This is a genomic window from Bacteroidota bacterium (assembly GCA_019637975.1).
In the GTDB taxonomy this organism is placed as follows: domain Bacteria; phylum Bacteroidota; class Ignavibacteria; order UBA10030; family UBA6906; genus CAADGV01.
This window is the reverse complement of record JAHBUR010000017.1, coordinates 55428-77167: the sequence shown is the minus strand read 5'-3', so window position 1 is coordinate 77167 and position 21740 is coordinate 55428. Positions and strand designations below refer to the sequence as shown.

At 52.6% G+C, this 21740-nt stretch carries 12 protein-coding genes; 6 read left to right on the top strand and 6 right to left on the bottom strand.

The features are described 5' to 3' along the window. Nucleotides 1-135 precede the first annotated feature (135 nt). Both KF749_10990 and KF749_10985 read right to left on the bottom strand, forming a co-directional pair. Entirely contained in the window at nt 136-2280 is a 2145-nt protein-coding gene (locus KF749_10990) for a response regulator (GenBank protein ID MBX2991678.1), read from the bottom strand. 20 nt (nt 2281-2300) lie between these two features. Continuing rightward, nucleotides 2301-4979 (bottom strand): response regulator, encoded by a 2679-nt coding sequence (locus tag KF749_10985; protein ID MBX2991677.1) that lies wholly within the window; start codon nt 4977-4979, stop codon nt 2301-2303. Nucleotides 4980-5295: 316 nt separating this feature from the next. Between KF749_10985 and KF749_10980 the strand changes: the two genes are divergently transcribed. From KF749_10980 to bla, 5 genes are all read left to right on the top strand, one after another. After that, a complete protein-coding gene (locus KF749_10980) occupies nt 5296-6540 on the top strand; it encodes an aminotransferase class I/II-fold pyridoxal phosphate-dependent enzyme (GenBank protein ID MBX2991676.1) in 1245 nt (414 codons plus the stop codon). A 10-nt stretch (nt 6541-6550) separates the two neighbouring features. Further along, nucleotides 6551-7831, top strand: a complete 1281-nt coding sequence (locus KF749_10975) for a class I SAM-dependent RNA methyltransferase (protein MBX2991675.1) — start codon at nt 6551-6553, stop codon at nt 7829-7831. A gap of 75 nt (nt 7832-7906) precedes the next feature. Continuing rightward, nucleotides 7907-9454: a T9SS type A sorting domain-containing protein gene (locus tag KF749_10970; GenBank protein ID MBX2991674.1), complete on the top strand. Its 1548-nt coding sequence runs from the start codon at nt 7907-7909 to the stop codon at nt 9452-9454. 55 nt (nt 9455-9509) lie between these two features. Continuing rightward, a complete protein-coding gene (locus KF749_10965; protein MBX2991673.1) occupies nt 9510-10745 on the top strand; it encodes a hypothetical protein in 1236 nt (411 codons plus the stop codon). Continuing rightward, entirely contained in the window at nt 10742-11644 is a 903-nt protein-coding gene (bla, locus tag KF749_10960; protein ID MBX2991672.1) for a class A beta-lactamase, subclass A2, read from the top strand. Before KF749_10965 ends, bla begins: the two co-directional genes overlap by 4 nt. Nucleotides 11645-11693: 49 nt before the next feature. Here bla and KF749_10955 read toward each other — a convergent pair whose 3' ends face one another. From KF749_10955 to KF749_10945, 3 genes are all read right to left on the bottom strand, one after another. Beyond that, nucleotides 11694-14531, bottom strand: coding sequence for a T9SS type A sorting domain-containing protein (locus tag KF749_10955; GenBank protein MBX2991671.1), 2838 nt, complete (start codon nt 14529-14531; stop codon nt 11694-11696). A gap of 133 nt (nt 14532-14664) precedes the next feature. Beyond that, complete coding sequence (rsmA, locus tag KF749_10950; protein MBX2991670.1) at nt 14665-15459, bottom strand: 16S rRNA (adenine(1518)-N(6)/adenine(1519)-N(6))-dimethyltransferase RsmA; 795 nt, start codon at nt 15457-15459, stop codon at nt 14665-14667. Nucleotides 15460-15504: 45 nt separating this feature from the next. Beyond that, on the bottom strand, nt 15505-18009 hold the full coding sequence (locus tag KF749_10945; protein MBX2991669.1) for an AsmA family protein: 2505 nt from the start codon (nt 18007-18009) through the stop codon (nt 15505-15507). A 315-nt stretch (nt 18010-18324) separates the two neighbouring features. Between KF749_10945 and KF749_10940 the strand changes: the two genes are divergently transcribed. Beyond that, entirely contained in the window at nt 18325-19518 is a 1194-nt protein-coding gene (locus KF749_10940) for a metallophosphoesterase (protein MBX2991668.1), read from the top strand. 43 nt (nt 19519-19561) lie between these two features. Here KF749_10940 and KF749_10935 read toward each other — a convergent pair whose 3' ends face one another. Further along, the gene (locus KF749_10935; GenBank protein ID MBX2991667.1) at nt 19562-21508 is read right to left on the bottom strand and encodes a T9SS type A sorting domain-containing protein; all 1947 of its coding nucleotides are present in this window, start codon (nt 21506-21508) and stop codon (nt 19562-19564) included. Nucleotides 21509-21740 lie beyond the last annotated feature (232 nt).

Here is a 21740-nt window from a genome sequence, read left to right as displayed (position 1 = left end):
TCCCGACGGGCAGTGGACCTGTCGGGGCTGATTGTTGGGAATAAGGATAAAAAAATGGTGGCCGCCAGTCCCCCACTAACGGCCACCGTTCCAATCCCTCTCGCGTGCAAGACGTTTGAGGGAGAAGAAACCTATCTATGCGGCTTCGTGCAGCACCTCATCCATCACGCTCAGCAGTTTGTCTGTTGTGTATGGCTTCGGAAGGAAGCGGAGAGGCTTACGAGCGGCTGCTTCCGCAAGCTTGAATTTCTCCGTCGAACCGCTTACCGCAAGGACCTTCACATTGGGGTTCATCTTTTCAAGCGCACGAATGGTTGCCGGTCCGTCCATGTACGGCATGATCATATCCAATACCACCAATTTGATTTCGTCCTTATGCTGGAGATAGAGCGAGAGTGCCTCAATGCCGTCTGTGGCAATGACTGTTTTGTAGCCATGCCGCTCAAGTGAATCCTTCGTAATCTCGCGGATTACAGGCTCGTCTTCGGCAACCAGCACAAGCTCACCCGCGCCATCCGGAATTGCTTGTTCTTGCGAGTCGGCAAATTCACCCGCTGTTGATTCAACCGCGGGAAGGTAAACAGAGAACTCAGTTCCTTTACCTACCTCTGTCTGAACCGTCACGAACCCGCCGTGCCCTTTGACGATTGCGTGGAGTGTTGACAAGCCTATTCCTGTTCCTTTTCCGACCTCTTTCGTTGTGAAGAAGGGCTCGAAAATTCTCTCCAGCACCTCCGGCGGGATTCCCGTGCCCGTATCCTTCACTTTCAGGGCGACATAGAGACCCGGTTTCGCCTCCGGATTCATGGCGGCATAGTTCCGGTCAAGCGTTGTGTTCTCCGCGGAGATTCTGACGCTGCCGCCGTGAGGCATGGCATCGCGGGCATTCACGCACAGGTTAAGCAACACCTGATGAATTTGCGTCGGGTCACCATGGATGTTCCACAGGTTCTTTGTCCAATTGGTTTTAAGCTCAACCGTTTTCGGGAACGATTGAGTGGCAAAAGTCTGTAACTCTTTAATGATATGAGAGAGAGACATCAACGTCCGCTCTCCCTCAAACCCCCGGGCAAACGTCAGCACCTGTTTTACCAGGGCGCCGCCGCGCCTCGCGCTCGATTCAACGAGTTTGAGAATTTGCTTGCTTTGCTCGTCCGGAAGTTTTCGTTCAAGGAGGTTGACGGACAGCAGAATCGGCGAGAGCACATTGTTCAAGTCGTGTGCAATACCGCCGGCAAGCGTGCCGATGCTTTCCATACGCTGCGTGCGCAGGACTTGTGCCTCGAGTCGCTTCTTTTCGGTGATATCAGAGTTAATTACCAGTAAGGACTTGGGCTCACCGTTGTTGTCGCGAACGAGCGTCCATCGGCTCTGTACTGTGATATCTTTTTCGTCTTTGGTCGTTTGCTTGAGCTCGCCGCTCCACTCGCCGTTTTCGAGGGCCCGTCTGAGGGGACTATTGGCGGCTGCAGTCGACACTTCCTTGTAGAGAATCTCTTCCGCGTTCTTTCCGATGATTTCGTCAGCGCCCCAACCATATACTCGAGTGGCGCTTTCGTTCCAGTACACGATATTTCCCTCGAGATCGTGAACAGCAATCGCGTCCTGCGCTTTGTCAAGAAGGGCGGCTTGCTCGCGAATCTGTTCTTCGACGCGTTGACGTTCCTTGATTTCTTCCTGCAGCCACTGTGTTCGCTCCCCGACTTTGCGTTCGAGATTTTCGCTGAGCGACTGCAACTCGTCGCGGGCCTTTGCCAGCTCGGCATTTTTCTGAATCATCGACTCATAGGTCGAGACGAAGAAATTGAGTATCTGTTGCCGGCTGGAGTTGATGGAGTACTTCTCCCCGTCGAAGGTAATATCGACGGTTGGCCGCGCATTGCCGGAAGTTCCTTCGGCCGTGGTTGACAAGATCTGGTGGACGCGGGCGAGGAGACTCTTTGCATTGTAGGGCTTGGTCACAAAAGAGTCCGCTCCTGATTCCAATCCGTGGAGCACGTCTGTTGGGTTTGAATGCGAAGTCAGGAGAATGACATGCATATTCTTCAACGATTCATCGGCTCGAATCGCCCTGCAGAGTTCATAGCCATGCATCACAGGCATCATGATATCACTGATGACAAGAGCAGGGGGCTGCTGTCTGATCAAATCGAGCGCGTGCATGCCGTTTTCCGCAACGGAAACCTCATAGCCGCTTTGCTGAAGAATGAATTGCAGCTTAAGAGCCTGGGTGGGCTCATCTTCCGCTATGAGAATTCGTGTCTTTTCTGATTGTATCATGATACATTTGTCCTGATCGATTATGCAGCAACCTGCTCGAATTCCTGCAGATGAAGTCTCAACTGCCGGAGATGTTGTCGGAGTCGCTCAAACCCTTCGACAGCACCACGTAGGTTATTGTTGCGGCCCATTTGTTCGAGTTGCAGCGCTGCGTCGTACGTCTTCTTGGCTGCAAGATTTCCCACGGCACCTTTCAACGTGTGTGCCGAACGGTGAAGGGCCTTCGGATCCTGATCGTTGATCGCTGAGTCGATTGCAGCCATCATCTGATCAGCGTTCTGCAGGAAGACACGAGCCAGCTGCGTCAACATCTCGTTGCTGCCGAGACATTGTTCAACAGCGTCTGCTCGATCAAATACTGATGGATCTTCAATGACAGAGTCTGTACCGTGTACAGGTTTTTCAAATGTCAGCATCGGGCCGGCGGCGACCTGCGCGGGTTGCTGCGCGTCCGGTATCTCAACGGAGGGCGCAATGCCGTCGAGGATTTCAAAGAGATGCTCGGTACGAATCGGTTTCGAGATGTAGTTGTCCATGCCGACGTGCAGGCATTCTTCACGGTCGCGTTCCATTGCGTGTGCAGTCATGGCAATGATGGGGATATGCCTGTTCGTTCCTTCTTCAGCAGCGCGAATCCGGCGTGTTGCCTCCAACCCGTCTAGCACGGGCATCTGAATATCCATCAACACTGCATCGAACTGTTCCTTGTTGAGAATGTCGATTGCCTCCTGCCCGTTGTTTGCAACCCGCACGCGATGCCCCTTCTTCTCGAGAATAGCAATGGCAAACATCTGGTTGACGGGATTGTCTTCCGTAAGGAGAAGATATAGCGGACGTTGAAGCTTTGGTCCGTTTGTTACGACCTTGTGTGCCGTGTTGGCCACGACTGTGGGATGTGCGTGCAGCGTTTCAATGATCGCGTCGAACAGCTCTGATTGAATGATCGGCTTCTTCAAATATGTATGGATGCCCAATGCCCTGCAACGGTCGGCATTTCCTTTTTGAGTTGACGACGAGAGCATGATGACATGCGTTTCCGTCATCAGTCCGCGATGTTGCATTTCCTGTGCGAGTTCGAAACCGTCCATGTCCGGCATGATGATATCAAGCAGCATCAGCGCAAAGGGCGTTCCGTGCTTTCTGGCTCGATCCATCTCTTCAAGAGCGGCACGGCCTCCATCCACAAGGCGCGGCTTCATGCGCCAGTTGGAGAGCATGACTTCGAGAATATACCGGGAGGTGGCATTGTCGTCCACCACGAGTACCGGAAGTCCGTCGAGCGAAAGTTCGGCAGGAGCGACGAAGCGTGCAGGCTGCTGTTGCCGTAATCCGAAATGTGAAGCAAAGTGGAATGTGCTTCCCTTGCCGACTTCGCTTTCTACAGCAAGCTTCCCCCCCATCATCTCTATGAGTTGCTGCGAGATGGTGAGGCCGAGTCCTGTTCCGCCAAATCTTCGCGTCACGGAATGATCTGCTTGCGAGAACGGCTCGAATATGCGTTTCATCTTGTCGGCCGGGATGCCGATACCGGTGTCCTTGACGGAAAATCGGAGCACAACAGAATCATCTCCAAGGGTCTCACAATGCACATTGAGTGAGATTTCCCCCCGCTCGGTAAATTTAACGGCGTTGCCCACGAGGTTTGTGATAACCTGATTGATGCGAACCGGATCGCCGATTACGCGCATCGGGACATCGGATGCGATATTGCAGACAAGTTCAAGGTCTTTCTGATGCGCACGAACAGCCAGCGCTTTCAACACGAGCCCGATGGTGTCGCGGATGTCAAACTCGGTGGATTCAAGTTCAAGCTTGCCGGATTCGATCTTCGAGAAATCGAGAATGTCATTGATGATTGTCAGAAGCGCTTCCGCCGAACTCTTCACGGTATCGAGATATGTCTTCTGCTCCACCGAAAGATTGGTGTCGAGCGCAAGCTCCGTCATGCCGAGAATGCCGTTCATCGGCGTCCGGATTTCGTGGCTCATATTAGCCAGAAATTCCGATTTGTGTTTGGCATTCCGTTCCGCAGTCTTCCGGGCTTGTTCCAGTTCTGCTGCTTTCACTTCGAGCATTTTTGCCTGCTCGGTTGCCCGTGCTGTTGCCTTGATCAAGCCCTTGTTGTATTGCCGGACTTTCGCCGCTTCTCGAGCAAGCAAAACGATGCCATAGAGTCCTATCGCAAAGATAATGCTGCTGACGATTATGGAGACAAGGCGCTGATCGGCAATCTCATTCTGATAAAGATCCAGCGAATATTCCAGTATGATCGTTCCTAATCTGCGCGACTGATTTGCAACAGGCGTATACACAGTGATGCTTGACTCGCCAATATCAATAAGCCTCTCGGTGAAGAGCTTTGAACTCTTTCCTACGGCTGATTGCCGGGGATTATATGCAAGAATGGAACTGTCCCCCTCGTCCTGGATAGTCACATACGAGACATTGCTATCCTTTTTTGTCCATTCAAAAGCACGTTCAACCATTTCATAGTTGTTTTCCGTGAGTCCGGTGCCGACAGAGAACGCAAGCATTTCACTCAGCGTCAGCGCCTGCTTGAGTGCCGCCTCTGTGCTGAATGCCTTCTGCTTCCCGGGATAGAACGTTAGCCCGAACACAACAACGGCTAACCACGGAACAGCAAATGCAGCAATGAGTTTGAATTGGTACGACGAACGAATTTCGCTAAGTTGTTTCATGTACACATTCCAAGGCAGTCGTAGGAATCCGATTTGCTCACATAGGTTCAATGAATATGCCATAAGAGTTTCGTCAGATTCTGGAAGTTCTGCTCACCTCATGCCGTTCTGATAATGTGTGGGCCTTGTTGTTTCTACAATCGTCCGTGCAGTGTCCCCTTCGCGATTCCTCGCTCCGTTCCTTCTTCATCGTGAAAACACTATATTCATTTCCAGACACAGGTAACTTCCACGACGGAGACACCTTATGCAGAAAGAACATCTTGTTAAGGCGGAGCGAAACGTTTCCCACCGTGCAGCGCGTCGGGTCTCGGCGATGGCCGGGGGTTTGATCGGGTCGGAGATTCTGAAAATTGCTGCAGATATTCGCGGCATGGTGGCGGAAGGGAAAACCATCTGCAATCTTACGGTAGGCGATTTCAGTCCTGCGGAATTCAGAATCCCGAAATTCTTAGAAGAGAATATCAGGGAAGCATTGAAGCGCGGCGAAACGAATTACCCTCCTTCCGATGGTATGCTGCCGCTGAAGAAATCCATTCTTGTCTTCTATGAACGGTGGCTCAATCTGAAATATCCTTTGGAATCCGTGCTTGTGACCGGCGGGTCGCGTCCGGGAATCTACGGCACGTATCGCGCAGTTGTTGACCCGGAAGATCGTGTCCTGTATCCGGTTCCGTCGTGGAACAATAATCACTACTGCCATCAGGTCGGGGCGCAAGGCGTACCTGTTATCTGTAACAGCGAAAACGCTTTTCTCCCCACACGAAAAGATCTCGAGCCGCATATTCGTGGAGCACGATTGCTTGCCCTCAACTCTCCGCTGAATCCGACCGGAACGGCGTTCAGCAAAGAGGCGCTGGAGGAAATCTGCGATCTTGTGTTGGAGGAGAATGCGCGCCGCGGACACGATGAGCGACCGCTGTTTGTAATGTATGATCAAGTATATTGGATGCTGACATTCGGCGCGACCGTGCATTACAATCCGGTAACTCTGCGTCCCGAAATGGAGCCGTACACGGTTTTCGTTGACGGCATTTCAAAACCGTTTGCCGCAACGGGAGTTCGCGTCGGCTGGGTTGTCGGTCCGCCGGATGTAGTTCAGAAAATGTCGAGCATCATCGGGCATGTCGGGGCATGGGCGCCGCGTGCCGAGCAAGTCGCGGTAGCCAAACTCCTGAGCGCCACCGATCAGGTCAAAGCATACCACAAGAAAATGAAGGCGGGACTGCAATCACGACTTGATGCCTTGTACAAGGGCCTTCTCTTGTTACGCAAGCAGGGCTTGCCGGTCGATGCGATTACTCCGATGGGCGCGATATATTTGACAGCCCGCTTCGCGTTGAACGGAAGAAAGACACCGTCGGGCGACATGCTTGACACAAACGAGGACATACGCCGCTACCTCTTGCATCACGCGGGATTGGCCATTGTGCCGTTTCAGGCGTTCGGAATGAATGAAGAGTCAGGATGGTTCAGACTTTCCGTGGGAGCAGTCTCGCTGGCCGAGATTCGAGAGATGTTGCCCCTGCTCGAAAAATCACTTCACCAACTTTCCCATTAATGTGCACCTGTTGAGACGAGCCGGTATCCGTCTCGCATCGAAAGAGTTCATGCAGCTATTTGAAGAGGTTCTCTTCTCAACCATTACAGCAGCACAGATTTCTCCCCGCCTGCTCGGCGAAGGCGAATGCCAGTCTCCGACCGGGCAACGATGCCGGCTGTGTCATGCCGTGAATCTGGAGTACGATGCGGAAGCCGTATTGAAGAATGAGGCATTGCAGAAATTCTGGAAGACGCTGAGGGTTTCATGCCGCCTTGACCCGCTCATCCGATCCCCTCTCGGCAGAGAGTACCGCACCACAACAAAGCGCCGTATGTTCTCGTTTCGTGATTCTGTCCGGCTCGGACTCATCAGCCCGAACGAAGCAGGTGAACTGAAGCCGTTTCCAGTTATGCGATGTGCCATCGAACCGAGCGCGCATAGCACTATCTACAAGCATATTCAAGAGAGTATTTCCAAACCGTATGCCAAGAAACTCGCGAAAGTCCTGAATCATGTGGTGATCAAAGGAAACTACTCGGAACAAACTGTCATTTTTAATGTAAATGATATCTCCCCCGAAGCCGTTCACGCTGCCAACACGCTCTCCAAATCCCTCACGAAAAAAAGTGGGAGCATCACCGGTGTGTTCATGTATGAGGATACGACAAGTCCTGGGTACTATCTTGGTTCGAGGAGTCCGGACTCACGGCCGAGGTTCAAGAAACTGTTCGGCAAACCCGAGATCTTCCACCGGACAATGGGGAGGAGTTTCCTGTTTTCGCCGCTCTCGTTCTCACAGATCAATCAGGCGATTCTTGAAAAGATGGTTCACACCGCAGATCAACTTCTGCAACCGGCCAAGGAATCAACGTTGTTCGATTTGTATTGCGGATACGGATTGTTCGGGTTGTGTCTTGCCGGAAGCGTGGATTCTGTGATTGCGGTAGAAGTGTCGGCTCTGTCAGTTGAATCAGCAATTGCCAACGCAAAGCGGCAAAAAGTACCCAACGTTCGCTTCATCCGAAGTGATATCAACGACGAATCACTTGAGCGAATCATGTCGAGTATACGGAAGCATGATATTGTGCTTCTCGACCCTCCCCGCAAAGGGACGTCAGCTGGTGTTATCGAGGGTATTGCCGCGAAACAACCCCGGCGCGTGCTTCACATTTTCTGCGAGATTGATTTGATTGCAACCGAGCTGAAACGGTGGGAGAGGCACGGGTACAAGCCGGCACGTGCCGTACCCTTCGACATGTTTCCCGGAACCGCAACAATGGAGACGATGGTGTTGCTTGAACCCCGTTGATGTGTTGCGAATGTTGCAGTTGGTTGCCTCAGTCCCTACATTTTATCGAGCTACATTCATTTCGAACGAACCCCTATGCTAAGAACTCTCTTCATTCTGTTTGTTTCGATCATCACCGGTCACGCCTTCGCGGGCTATACGACGCCCAACACTGGCGTGCAGTGGAATCTTGACAGTCTCGTTGTGTTTTCCGGCGGCACGCTGACGGGTACCTTTCCCGACTACACGATGACGGATACGATCACAATCTCGGCAAACGACAGGCTGGATATTGTGCCGGGATCCGTCGTTACTGTCACACAAGGAACGGGAAAAGGCTTCACAGTCTTTGGCATCCTGCGCGCCATCGGAACGGCAACCGACTCGATTATTGTAAAAGGCAGCGTTGACAGTGCGGGCTGGTATCGCGGCTTCCGGTTTGATGATACGTCGGTTGATTCTCTCTGTGTGATCTCCTATTGCAGGATCATGAACGCGGTGGACGCTGTGTATTGCTTCAACGCCAACACAACAATCTCGAACTCCCTCTTTACCAAGAACAGCACGAACGCCGTTCGTTGCTTCGAAGCAAGCCCGACGATCAGGGATTGCGTGTTTGAGTACAATCGCCAATCCGCGATCACCGCCAACGTCAATTCGTCGCCTCTCATTGAAGACAATCTGTTCCGGTACAACAACTATCAAAATACCGGAGCCCGCAATGCGATTGCCATTGGTGGGCAGGGAACGAACAATCCGATCATCCGCGGAAATGAAATCTACAATCAGAATTATTTCCGGGCGGGAGCAATCAGTCTTGTGACCCTAACCGGCAGCGATGTGTGCAATGCGCTTGTCGAGCACAACTATCTCCACAACAACAGTTTTGGGATTGTTGTACAGGGATTGAGTGCCGGGGGAACGTTGCGCCCGATCATCCGCTACAATCGTATCGAGAACAACCGCATTAATCCCGATCCGCTTGTTTCAGGAAGCGGAATCACGATTCAGACCGGCGGGCCATCCAACTCTCCGATTATCACAGGGAATATCCTGAAAGACAATTACTGGGGTATCACGATCGTCTCTTCAGCCGGACTCAACAATTCGCCGAAACCGGTGATTGGCGATCTTACCAATGCCGACACGACGGACGACGGCAAGAATATATTCGACAACAATAATAACGGCGGCACCATCTATCAACTGTACAACAACGGTACACAAGATATTGCCGCCCAAAACAACTACTGGGGGTCGAACGATTCTCTGGTAATCGAGAGCTGGATTTACCACCGGCCTGATAGCGCGGTGTTCGGCACGGTTTTCTACTCGCCGTTCATTCAACTGACATCCGTGAATCCCGGACAGATTGTGCCGGATGCATTTGTTCTTCATCAGAATTACCCGAATCCGTTTAATCCGGCCACGACCATCAGCTATCAACTTTTAACAGGCGGACATGTTACGCTTAGAGTGTTTGACGTTCTGGGCCGGGAGGTCGCAACGTTGGTGGATGATGTTCAGATTCCGGGGTTCAAGTCCGTGAAGTTCTCTGCGGGCGGTTTCGCGAGCGGGGTGTATGTGTACAAGTTGCAGACAGAAAAATCAAGTGCAACAAGGAAATTCTTGTTGATTCGTTGAGTGAGGCGGGCAGTTCCCTTAGTCCGCGCAATATGATCATGACATTGGTAAAGAATTGACGAAGCTGTCGAAAACAAAGAGGTATAACAAGGAGCAAGTCGTTTCGCGAATTGGAAATGCAACGATAATCCTGTTCGCGGTTGGTGCTATTCTTCTGGTTGCGGCTATCATTTATCTTTCGAGGCAAGAAGGGAAGACGGCCCCCGGTCAACCGGTCCCTGCAATCTCACAGCAATATGAACCTGCCGAACTCTGGCTTCAACGTGCCTACGCAATCGGAAAACTCTTCCACCGCGTCTACACTCCCGGTTGGGAAGGGGCGTACGGAGCAATCGGCGATGCGTTTCTGTTTGCTGTGACGCGGGACAGCACGCTGCTGCGGTATCATATCGTCGAGCGGAATCTGACCAGACTCGACAACGGATACTGGGTGGACGACAGGGCATGGGCTGCGCTGGCAGAACTCAAGTGGTGGGATGTTACCGGAAAGATCAACACGCCGCTCGTAACGAATGCCGCGAAGCGCTACGACGGCGCACGCAAGGAGGGGCGGCTTTCCAACCACGAAGGGTTCTGGACATGGTACAATTGGCCCCCTGCTGCGCGCGTGAACGAGCCGATCTTTACCAACAGCAATATGAATCAGATGGTGACGGTTGCCTGCTTGCTCTTCAACGCAACGGGAGAACAGCGCTATCTCGACGATGCGCTGCTTGTGTGGAACGGTGATGGCCACATACCGGGCGTCGAAAAGACTCTGTACAAGGGAAACGGAAGATGGGAGGGGCGACCGGGCCGTGCGGCGTTCGGCAAAGAGTTACCGTGGCATGGAACCGGATACTGTGCCGTGGCAGCAGCCCTGTATCGTGCGACGAATGACGAGAAGTACAGGAAGATTGCCGTTGCCACTGCACGGCATATCATGAGCCCCGAGGCAAACTGGGTCGATCAAACCGATTTTTACCAAACACATATGGATGGCAACGGCGCGTTTGTGAATTTTCTGCTCGAAGCCTATCTGCTTGCGCCCGACGAACTCGCCGATCTGCCGGGCAAGATCGAGCGTATGCTCGACCACGTGTGGACGAACGGTCACGGGAAGGCAACCGTTACGCTGCATCGGGAAAGCGATAACGGCATCCGTAACGGATGGAACCTGCACGGCGGGGAAGACGGATACAAGGTGGGCGACATCGGCACTGTGCATGCCCAGGCGGAAGCGTTGCGGGCGTTCGGAAGTTTTGCGTTTGTGAAGTACGGATTCGTCAATCAAAAAGAAAGGACTCCATGATTCTCCTGAAATCTGCGGCCGCGGGCTTTCTGGCTCTCCTCCTGTTTCAATCCGCCGTTGCTCAAACCGGCAGGCTGAAAACCGATATTGAGGAATTTCTCAAAACAAAGCAGGCCGATGTTGGTGTTGCAATCATGGATTTCGACAACGGGGAATTAGTAGTCGTTGGCGGCGATACGCGTTACGCGATGCAAAGCGTCTACAAATTCCATCTCGCGCTGGCCGTTCTTCATAAGGTGGGTGAAGGCGAGTTCGCCCTCGATCAGAGAATCAGAATTACGAAACAGGATCTGTTGCCCGATACGTGGAGCCCCTTGAGGGATAGGTATCCTGATGCAGGAATCGAACTTCCGTTGAGCGAGATTCTCGCGTACACCGTCTCTCAAAGTGACAATAATGGATGTGATATTCTCTTCAGACTTGTTGGAGGGACCAAGGAAGTGGAGGAATATATACACGGTTTGGGAGTTCATGATGTCTCTATAAAATCGACAGAGGAGGAAATGCACAAAGCCTGGGATGTTCAATTCACCAATTGGACAACGCCGGTCGCCGCCGTGCAATTGCTCGAGTTGTTTTATCGGAGAAGCCTGCTCTCTTCAAACGGGTTCGACTTCCTGTGGAAGATCATGGTCGAGACCTCAACCGGACCGAAGAGAATCAGGGGCAGCCTGCCTGCGGGAACCATCGTTGCGCACAAGACAGGAACTTCGGGGCGTGACAATTCAGGAGTAGCGGCCGCAGTAAACGACATTGGCATCGTGACGCTGCCCGACGGAAGGCACTGTGCCATTGCTGTCTTCGTGTCGAACTCAAAGGAAAACGACGAGACAAATGAGCTGATTATAGCCCGCATCGCCCAAATGTGTTGGAACTCTCTCGTTGCACGATCTCATTAAACATCAAAGCCCGCCGAAGCGGGCTTTGATACGAATTCCCGAGTATTTCCTACCTCAACAATACGAGCTTTCGCGTTTGTATAAAATCTCCTGCTCGCAGGCGGTAGATGTATAATCCGCTGGCGAGTCCCTTCGCATCGAATGCGACGAAGTGATACCCTGCAGTTTTCTTCTCATTAACAAGCAACGCAACACGTTCCCCGATAAGACTGAACACCTCCATCGTCACGTTCACTTCGCGCGGTAACGCGAACTCGATCACTGTTGACGGGTTGAACGGATTGGGGAAGTTCTGCATCAGTTGGAAATCGGACGGAATCCCTTGTCGCCCCGCCACCGATAGCGCCGCCTCGGTTGTGAAGTTCCAGATGGGGGAAGGGTTCCCCAATCCGCCAGCGTTGCGGGCACGCACACGCCAGTAGTATTTGACTTCATTCATGAGCGTGACTCCGCGTGATGTTCCTGCCACTGAGTCGCTTACAACTATTACCGTAAACGCGGAATCGGTAGCAACTTCAAGCTGGTAAGACGTTGCGAAGATGACCGAACTCCACTGCAGTGTCAAAGAGACGGGCTGGTTGACGGCATTGTTCGGGGGTGACACAAGTGCCGGTGCAGCGGGCGGAGCAATGATGGTTCTGAAATTCCAGGATTCCGACCAGCCGCTCACTCCCTCGGCGTTCTTCGCTCGTACTCTCCAATAGTACAACGTATTGTTGTTCAATCCGCTGAGTGCGCGCGAGGTGTCCGTCAGTGTGGAGTCATTCACAATCAGGGTGCCGAAGCCGGGGTCGTTGGAGAACTGCACGTGGTATGTCGACGCTCCGTTTGCTGTGCGCCAATGGAGAGCGGTGGATGTGGGAATCCCCGTTGCGGTATTTGCGGGAGAAACCAGCGCTGGAGAGGCGACCGGCCCGATGGCGAAGTTCACGTTCGAGATATCGAAGAAGATGTTTCCCACCGCTTCGATTTTTATGCGGGCGGTGGTCGTCAGAACGTTCGGAATAGTCACCGCCTGAACTCCGTCGTTCGGTGTGTTTGCCGCCAGCACCGTCGGATACGTAAGTCCGCCGTCTGTTGAGAGGAGGATATTCACGTTCGTGCAACTGACAGGGGGAATATTCGTGTTCGCAACGTTCCATCTCACGGTATCCACGGAGTTTCTGAGCCACGTGACGGAAGTATTCGGGGATGTGACTATGAACGGCCCCGCACTACTTACCGTAATTGCGGTGGAACCAAATCCCACTCCTCCTCCTCCTGCCCGATTGTCGCGTGCAGTCAGGCGAAAGGTGAGAGTGCGCGCATAACTTGGAAGAATTTCACCCATCGTTTGGGTGTTGTTGCGAATGTCGGACATGCGCGGGAAGTAGCGTAAGGAATCCGCAATTGTACCTTTGAAACTGCGGAAGATTGCCGCATTGCCGCTCGGTGTGTTGGGATGTCCCGCCGGTCCAAGGTCGAACTCTTCCCACGTGTACGTGAGCGGATCATTCTCGAAATCCGATGCCGACCCCGGCATGAAGAACGGCGTTCCCAACGGAATTGTTATCCCGAGTCCCGGGACATCAACGGTCGGGGCATTGTTCCCCGTTGATGTAACCGCAGGACAGCCTCCGCCCGAGCCAGTTGTTGTGTAAGCGACAATCTCGTCGATGCTGACGGCGTGGAAGTAATCGTCGCTGGCGTTTTGAATGTTCTGCGGACTGCAAATACCCGCGTATGCCATAACCGTGGAGCCGCTTCCGGGTTCGTACGCCGTCGAGGCATTCCGGTTTCCGCCGCTGCACGATCCGGAGCTGCCGTTAAACGTATGATTTGCCCCGAACTGATGCCCCATTTCATGGGCAACATAGTCAACGTAAAACGGATCGCCGATAGGTGAGGGGAGCCCCGTAACACCGCGAGCCTTGTTGCCTGTACGGCAGACAACGCCGAGTCCCGCAATGCCTCCTCCTCCTGTGCTGAACACATGGCCGATGTCGTAGTTCGCATTCCCGATGATGTTGTCAAGGGTTGTTTGATTCTGGCCCAACATCGTCGAGCCGCTGTTATTGGTGTAAGGATCCGTTGCCGCGTTCAGATAGATCAATGTATCGTTGTTCGGAATCAAGACCATGCGGACTGCCACCTCGCGTTCGTAGATGCCGCTCACGCGGTTCATTGCGGTAACCATTTCCGCAAGTACGAGCGGCTTCGTGCCTCCGTGAAATGTCGCGTACTCACCGGTACACGCCAACGCCAGCCGGTATGTCCGCAACTGTTCGCCGATTGATGTAAAGCGATTTGCCGCTACGAGCGAAGCAATCTCTGCCGCCATGTGCCCGTCCGGATCTTCAACCCCGATCTCTTCAAACCGGCGTGCTTCTTCATAAAGTACTGCATGTTTATAATAGCTGATGTAGTGCTGCGTAGTGCCGCGACTGTACGGGTCAATGTAGACGGTCGGCCCGGCGGAGAGTATCATTGCGTGAAATCCCCGCGGTGTTACATCGAAACGGACGGTTGCCGTCGGATCGTCGATTCCTTGACCGAGATAGGTTCTGATTTCGGGATAGCGTACGGCAAGTTCCGGTGCCATGATCGGAGACTCAACAATGCGGAAGCGTCCGAACGATCCATCGGGAAGCGGAAGGCTGAGCAGAACCTGTGAATGGTAAGCCCGCACGTTCTCCTCCCAGGGAACCTGAGACAGAAGACCAGTCAGTCCTGGCAAATTTAACGTTACGGTTCTGTATGCGACCGGAATAATCAGTCGCTCACCCGAAGGCGAGATCGCTGACTCGGCAACGTCCTGCCAGAAACCGTCGGCGTACTGGGCAGCCGTGTTGTTCTGCAAAACCGAAATGAGGCAGCACATTGCTGCAATCGCAAACACATTTTTCATCGTCACTTTCCTTGTAACGGTCAATGAATCCCCTGTCGCGAAACAGGCGTGGTTCTATTAGAAAAATATAGCCGATGAGGCAGCGAGAAGCAACCGAAAAAACGCCGGTGTTTGAGGCCGGACACGTCGCCTTCTATTCTCTCTGTGTTGCAAGCATGTTTCCCAACTCTGCCAATTCACGAAGCGACAAGTTTTCCGGCCGTCTCGTTAAATCGAAACGTTCCGGCAAGTGAGGGAGAGGGTCGAGGAAATACCCCAGCGAATTGCGCAGCGTCTTCCGTCGCTTCCCGAAAATGGAGCGGACCATCTTCCGGAAGAATACCTCGTCGTTGACCGGATAGCGGGGCGCCCCGAGCATCTTCATGCGAACGACCGACGATGTGACTTTGGGAGGAGGGAAGAAACACTTTGCCGAAACATCGAACAATAGCTCGACATCGGCAAACAGTTGGCAGAACACGGCGAGAATACCGTAGTCTTTCGTGCCCGGCTTCGCCACCAACCGCTTCGCTACTTCCTTCTGCATCATCAGCGTTGCATCCCCCACGTGCTGACGATGATCCAGGATATGAAAGAGAATCGGGCTGGTAATGTTGTACGGAATGTTGCCGATGATGCGAAGTTGTGCTGCTGTACGCTTCCTGAGAATCCCCCCGAAATCTGATTCCAGAAAATCCTGATGGAGAATTTCCACTTCTCCGCCGGGAAACAACCCGTGCATATGATCAACGGCTCGCCGGTCTAAATCAACTGCTATCAGTCCGTTGGTTTGTTGTGCGAGATACTTGGTGAGTGCCCCTTCTCCGGGTCCGATTTCGAGAACGAGATCGCCGGGCTGAATGTTCATCGAGCCTACGATCTTCCGGGCGATGTTCTCATCGCGCAAGAAATTCTGTCCGAGGGATTGTTTAGGGCGGATGGTCTTCACGGTAGGTGCAGGGACGTTCAATTGAACGTCCCTACGGATATGTCCTCATTTCTTCTTGAGCAAATCCTTGAGAAGATCCCCCCCTTTTTTCTTCGCCTCATCCTCAAGTTTCTGTTGCAGTTTTTGCTTCTCGGCGTCGAGCTTTGATTTTGCGAACTCGGCGGCACGGGCCTGCAGCGATTGTGTGTCAAGCTGGACTTTCGGGTTATCGGCGCTTCCACCAACGAGGAAATCGAGCTTCAATCTGCCGTTAGGTTCCTTCAACGCATTCAGCGCTTCGCCTGCAAATCCCGGAACACTCGCCTTTGCCGACGTTGCCTCGGAAAGCAGCATCGCCATCTTGAAATCCATCGACCCGTCCAATCCTTGTGAGCCGGCGATTGTGTAGTCGGCACCGAGGGCTGCAATATTCAAGTCGGGGATGTTAACCCGCCCGTCTTTGATGCTGAACGCATTCACCCAATCCTTGAAATTGATTTCCGCTACATCCGGAACACTGAGCAGACTCGCAATTTGCTGATTCACTTTCACGCCTTGCACCTTGCCGTTGTTGACACCGGCTTTGCCGCTCGCATTCAGCGAGGATGGTATAAGCCCAAGCGTATCATCCAGCGCTCCGTTGATCTGGATGTTCATATTCAGATCGCCCAGCAGTCTTTGCCCGAACGATGTAAACGAGGACAATGCCGTGTTCGCGTTGAGGCTGCTCATGTCAAGATTCAGGTTGAACGTTGGACGTTCCGGATTCTGCAGATTGATCGAGCCCTTGCTCGCAATCGCGCCGTCGAACATCTTCATCGTCAGGTTCTGCATATTGATGATGCCGTTGGCGATTTTCATCGTGCCGCGTACATCTTTCATCTCAAACTTCTGCATGGTCAACGTGCCGATGTTTGCTGCAATGTCCATGTCAACATTTGGCAGAGGCATTGCCGCTTTTGCCTGTTTCGGTTGAGCTGTGCCACCCGCAGGCTTCGTCTCGTCATCACTCATGATGTCGGAAGTAAAGAGCCGATTGGAGGTGAGCGACGCATTCGCCGTCGCTTTCGGCGCATCTTTTTTATCCGACATCATCGAAAGATAATTTCTGACGGTGAACGCCAGCGCCAGATCCGATTTGCCGATCGTCATCGAAAGTTTCTTCGATTCAAGAATCTGGTTGTTGAACGTAATCGTGCCGTTCATATCCTTTACCGGATTCTTGCTTGTTGCTGTCGCAATCGTGACGCTTTGGAATTCCATATTGCCGGACGCCTTCATCGCGTCTGGGTTGCTTGTTTTCCCGGCAATGTTAACGTTGGCTTTCATGTTGCCGCTGAGTGTCGTGCCCGCCTCAACGGGATAGTAGTCTTTCACCTCGGCAAGATTCAATGCCGCATTGATTGCCATGGTCAGCGAGGGATCATCGAAGTTCACCACATCAACAGTCGCCGAAATGGGATTCTGCCCGAGATTGGCGGAGAGTTTTCGGATGTGGAATTCCTGCGTTGTTTTTGTTCTGACAAAATCAGAAACGATGTTGATATTCGTGATCGGCTTCGGGATATCGGGATACTGAATGGACGCGTTCGTCGAGTTGATGTTGCCTGTAATGTCGGGCAGCGTCTGTGTTTCGCTGTCGTACATTCCTTTGATGAGGAACTTCGCCTCTACCTCGCCGTTTCCTTTCACGCCTTTGATCTTCTCCACATACTCCCGCGGAGTCAGATTCAGAAGCTGTGCAACATTCACATTCTTTGCTTCAATCGCCAGATCCATCGTCGGCTTGTCCATCATATCCACCATTCCCGAAACATCCATCGGAATGCCGTTCAAAAAACCCTTGCCGTTTTCGATGGTGAGATGGTTTTTCGCTACATCGAAGAGAAGCGTTGCGTCAGCGGTGATGCGCCAATCGGTGATAAGCATCGAGGTTAGAGAACCGTAGTTCCACGAATCAATGGCGGTTTTGCTTTCGATGCGTGCAATGTTGGTGGAGGGATTGAAATCAACGCTCGCCTGCTCGTGGAAACCACCGTACACCTGCTTCGAATTGTAGCGGCGGTCAACCAGCTCGATATATCCGTTGATGATGCGAAGGTCGGAGAGGAGGACTCCGGCTATGCTTGCAGGTTCGCCCGTCGGCGCAGGCTCGTCAGCGCCCGGAGCGGCTTTCTCCCTGTAATTCACCGACCCGTCAGCATTTGTCTCAAGGATCAAGCTCGGCTTTTCGAGGAGGAGGGATGAAATCTCAACTCGTTTGTCAAACAAGGGACGCAGCTTCACATCAACCAACATTCTGTCGAGGGCTAGCATCGGCTTCTCGGAAAAGCCCGCCTTGTTGGCAATCGTGAGACCGCGGACGTCCAAAGCAATGGCGGGGAAGATGTTCAGACTGATATCGTTGATGGTGACTTGCCGTCCGGTGGCCGATTCGATTTGCGGAATCAGAAGGGCTTTCAGTCGCTCGTTTGTAAAGTAGAATTTCAGAACGCCGATTGCGCCGAGAATCAACACAACGGGGATACCTAGAATTATGATCCAGATTTTTGCTTTCTTTGAGAGAGCCATAACGCCACCTTTCCTCAGTTCAGATGTCTGTACTTTATGTACGGATGAAGCCACAAAGACTCAAGTAACGAAGAATTCACAAATCCCAGTCTCCTCCAATCCTTTGTGAATCCTTCGAGTTCTTGGTTCCTTTGTGGCATTATTCTTAAGGAAAAATATAGAGAAAAGGGTTCCGAATGGCAATGCAACCACAGCGTCGCAGCAGGCATCTCGCGATGGAAAAATCAGGGAATTGCATAGATTGAAACTATCGAACGCGTTTTGCCGTTTGACTGTGCAACGAGTTCTCCAACAAACAAATCTGTAACAGAGTACATGCGACTTCAATTTCTCATCTTCTTCTCTATATGGTTCGGCGTCATCGGGCTGGCGCATTGGTATGTCGGCAGGCGGGTTATCAAGGCGGCGCAATTCACTCGCGAACAGGCGCGCATTGCCCGGGCTGTGGTGATTCTCCTGTTTCTCATTCCCCAGGTCCCGTTTGCCTTCTTCCTTGCGGGCGTTCAAAGCAGCGTGCTGGACATTCTTTCCTATCTCGGCTACATCGTCATGGGGTTCTTCACGCTCGTGCTGACCTTCTTTGTCTTGCGTGATCTTGTGGTGTTGGCAAGCAGACTCATCGAAAAGGGGAAGAAGATCTTCACAAAAAATCCAGTGCCGGCGCCGGTGAACGACGATCGCCGCAGATTTCTTGTGCACGCAACAAACATCAGCATCATCGGCCTTGCCGCCGCGGCAAGCGGGTACGGATTCATGCAGGCACACCGCCGCCCGACTGTCGAATCGGTGGATATTCCTCTCGGCACTCTTCCGCCGGAGTTCGAGGGCTTTCGCATTCTCCAATTCTCCGATCTGCATGTCGGCCCGACGATCAAGCGGGAGTATGTGGAGGAGGTTGTCGCGCAGATTCTGGATCAGAAAGCGGACATGATTGTCTTTACGGGAGATTTGGTTGACGGCTCGGTTGCGTGGCTCCGGGATGATGTCGCTCCGCTGAAGGAACTGAAGGCGCCGTTCGGGACATACTTCTCCACCGGGAATCATGAGTATTATTCGGGAGTTGATTCGTGGATGCGTGAGGCGTCGCACCTCGGGTTCGACGTGCTGGTGAATGAGCATCGTATCGTTGAAAAAGGAGAAGGGAAGATTGTTCTCGCGGGCGTGACGGACTACGGCGGCGGGGATTTCGGAAGCGCACACAGGTCGAATCCCTCATCGTCAATTGCCGGAGCCCCGGAGGGATTGACAAAAATTCTCCTTGCCCACCAACCGCGCAGCATTGCAGAAGCCGCGAAAGCAGGATTCGACCTCCAGCTTTCGGGGCATACGCACGGCGGACAGTATTTTCCCGGCAACTATCTTGCACGGCTCAACCAACCGTACATCGAAGGATTGCACAAACACGGCAGCATGTGGGTGTACGTGAACCGCGGAGTCGGCTATTGGGGTCCGCCGATTAGGTTGGGAACAGTGCCGGAGTTGACTCTTTTTACCTTGCGAAAAGCCTGATATGTCGTGCTTTCTTCTGCCGGCTGACTGCCGGTCGATGCGATTACTTTATGAGAACCATTCTCTTTATTGCGCTGTGCACATTACCGTTGCGGTCGGATACGACAAGCCGGTACAGGTACACGCCGCTGCTCACATCACCTCCTTTGCTATTCGTTCCATTCCAGGTGACCTTATGCACCCCTGCTTGCAGGTTATCGTTGATGAGCGTTTTCACCTCCCTGCCAACAATGTCAAATACTGCTATGCTAACCAAGCCGGCAAGAGGAATTTCGAAGCGTATCGTTGTAGTCGGGTTGAACGGGTTTGGGTAATTCTGATGCAATGAGATTGATGCCGGGGAGTGCTCCGCGTTGGGAACACGAGTTGGCTCCTCGGCCTCAAAAACTGCCAGCCTGTGGTTCAACTGATGCGACAACTGGGCAAAGACAAGGTTTGTTTTCTCATTGTGATTGATATCGACGAAATGAAATTGTTGAATCGATCCGGAATCTCGCAACCAAACCCCATTGCTCGCGCCGTTGGCGGCATACGTATTCAGTTTGCTCCAAATGGTGTCGAAGTTCGGACTGAATGTATTCGCCCCGGCGACGACGGGTGTGCCGGAAAGCATTCCTGCGTTCACCCACAGCGGTGCGTTCCGCAGTGAAGAATCGGCCCATAACACAGTCCAGGTTGTATCGGAGATATACTTCAGCGCAAACATGGAACCATGTCCGATAGGCCCGGGCGCACCGCTGATGAACTCTTTGACCGTGTCGCTATCCAAATTCGCAAACATTACTGCGCCCGTTCCCGATTTCAAGCCGGTGTGGATTTGTCGCCTTTGCCACAGTTGTAAGCCCGGGATGCCGCTGTACCAAAGATAGTTTATTGGGACAGGTTGGTTAACCCCAAACGATCCTCCTGCCGGGACAATTTCGTCTCGGCCTGTACCATCAATTTGTCCAATTGCCATATCAAATGAGTACCATGGGAAGCGGGCAAGTTGAACTGTGCTGAACGATATAGACCAAGTGCCATCCGAGGCCTGTCCTTTCCCTGAGTATCGACCAATTGAGAATATCGTCTGTTCTCCTACTGCATTGAGATCACTTGTAAGCATTGTTATTTCTTTTGTGCCGTCATGATCAATATCCGTTTCCATCATGCGGAATGTTGCACCAGTGATGGGAGGGTAGAGGTTTGTGGAATAGTAGCGGTATTGTCCCGGCCCAAAACATTCAACAAATGCGCATCCGTTACGAAAAATCAGAATCTCTTTACGGCCGTTTTTATCGATGTCCGACAGGCCAAACGGACCTCCCGCTGCACCGTAGAACAAGGTATCCCAGTCCAGACGGATTGAATCGTTTCCTACGACCTCGTAGATGGCAAGCCGGTTTACGTCGGGCTGTCCGGGTGGTGAGTAGAACCAGTATGCCATTTCTAACCGGCCGTCATTATCGATATCGCCTATGGAAACTTGGTCACACAACCCAGCATTAGGTTCACTCTTCCATACCTCGCGAAAACACAATTGCGGACCGTTGGAGTGTTGGGGAAGTGATGCAAAGGGTGTCCTACTCTGCAGAATACGCGTATGCGAAATTACTTCTTCGGACCCGTTCGCATATGCTAGGACAATTTCTCCCCAACTCGCGGGGTTTTGAATGTTGTCCCCCATCATCTTGCTCTTTCGGATCTCCATTTTTAGGATGGTTCCCTGCGCTCGTCGCTCAAAGACCGGCCTTATTCCAAAAGTACCATCGCCGTTATTCTGCCAGAGTTGGACTGTGTTTTCAACATGATACAACAAATCTGGGAGTGGGTCGGGATTGAACAGGCCAAGGGCAACATTGGCAGGGAGGGGATAGACGGGCTGGCCGTGCTGAACGGCAACGCCGAACGATTGAAGAGTTCTCAGGGGCTCGTCGGCTCTCGCCGGCGGCAGAGCAAACATGAGAGCAATGAACATGCTGAACAGACGGAAAGCTCCGCGCGAAGTCATAGTTCACCCTTGAGCGTATGGATATGGCAGTGAGTAGATGTGGAAATGGTATGCAGGAAGGCCCTCGCCGCAATCAGCTTCTCTCTTCTCATGTTCGTCCTTTCAGCGGTTCGGGAGGAGGATTCGAGTATCGAACTTCAGATCATTGCTATATTAAGAGAGAGAGAGAGAGAGAGAGAGAGCTTGGCTCTGTTTCTCTCTCCCATCACGGGAGAAATGTACGTCAGAAATA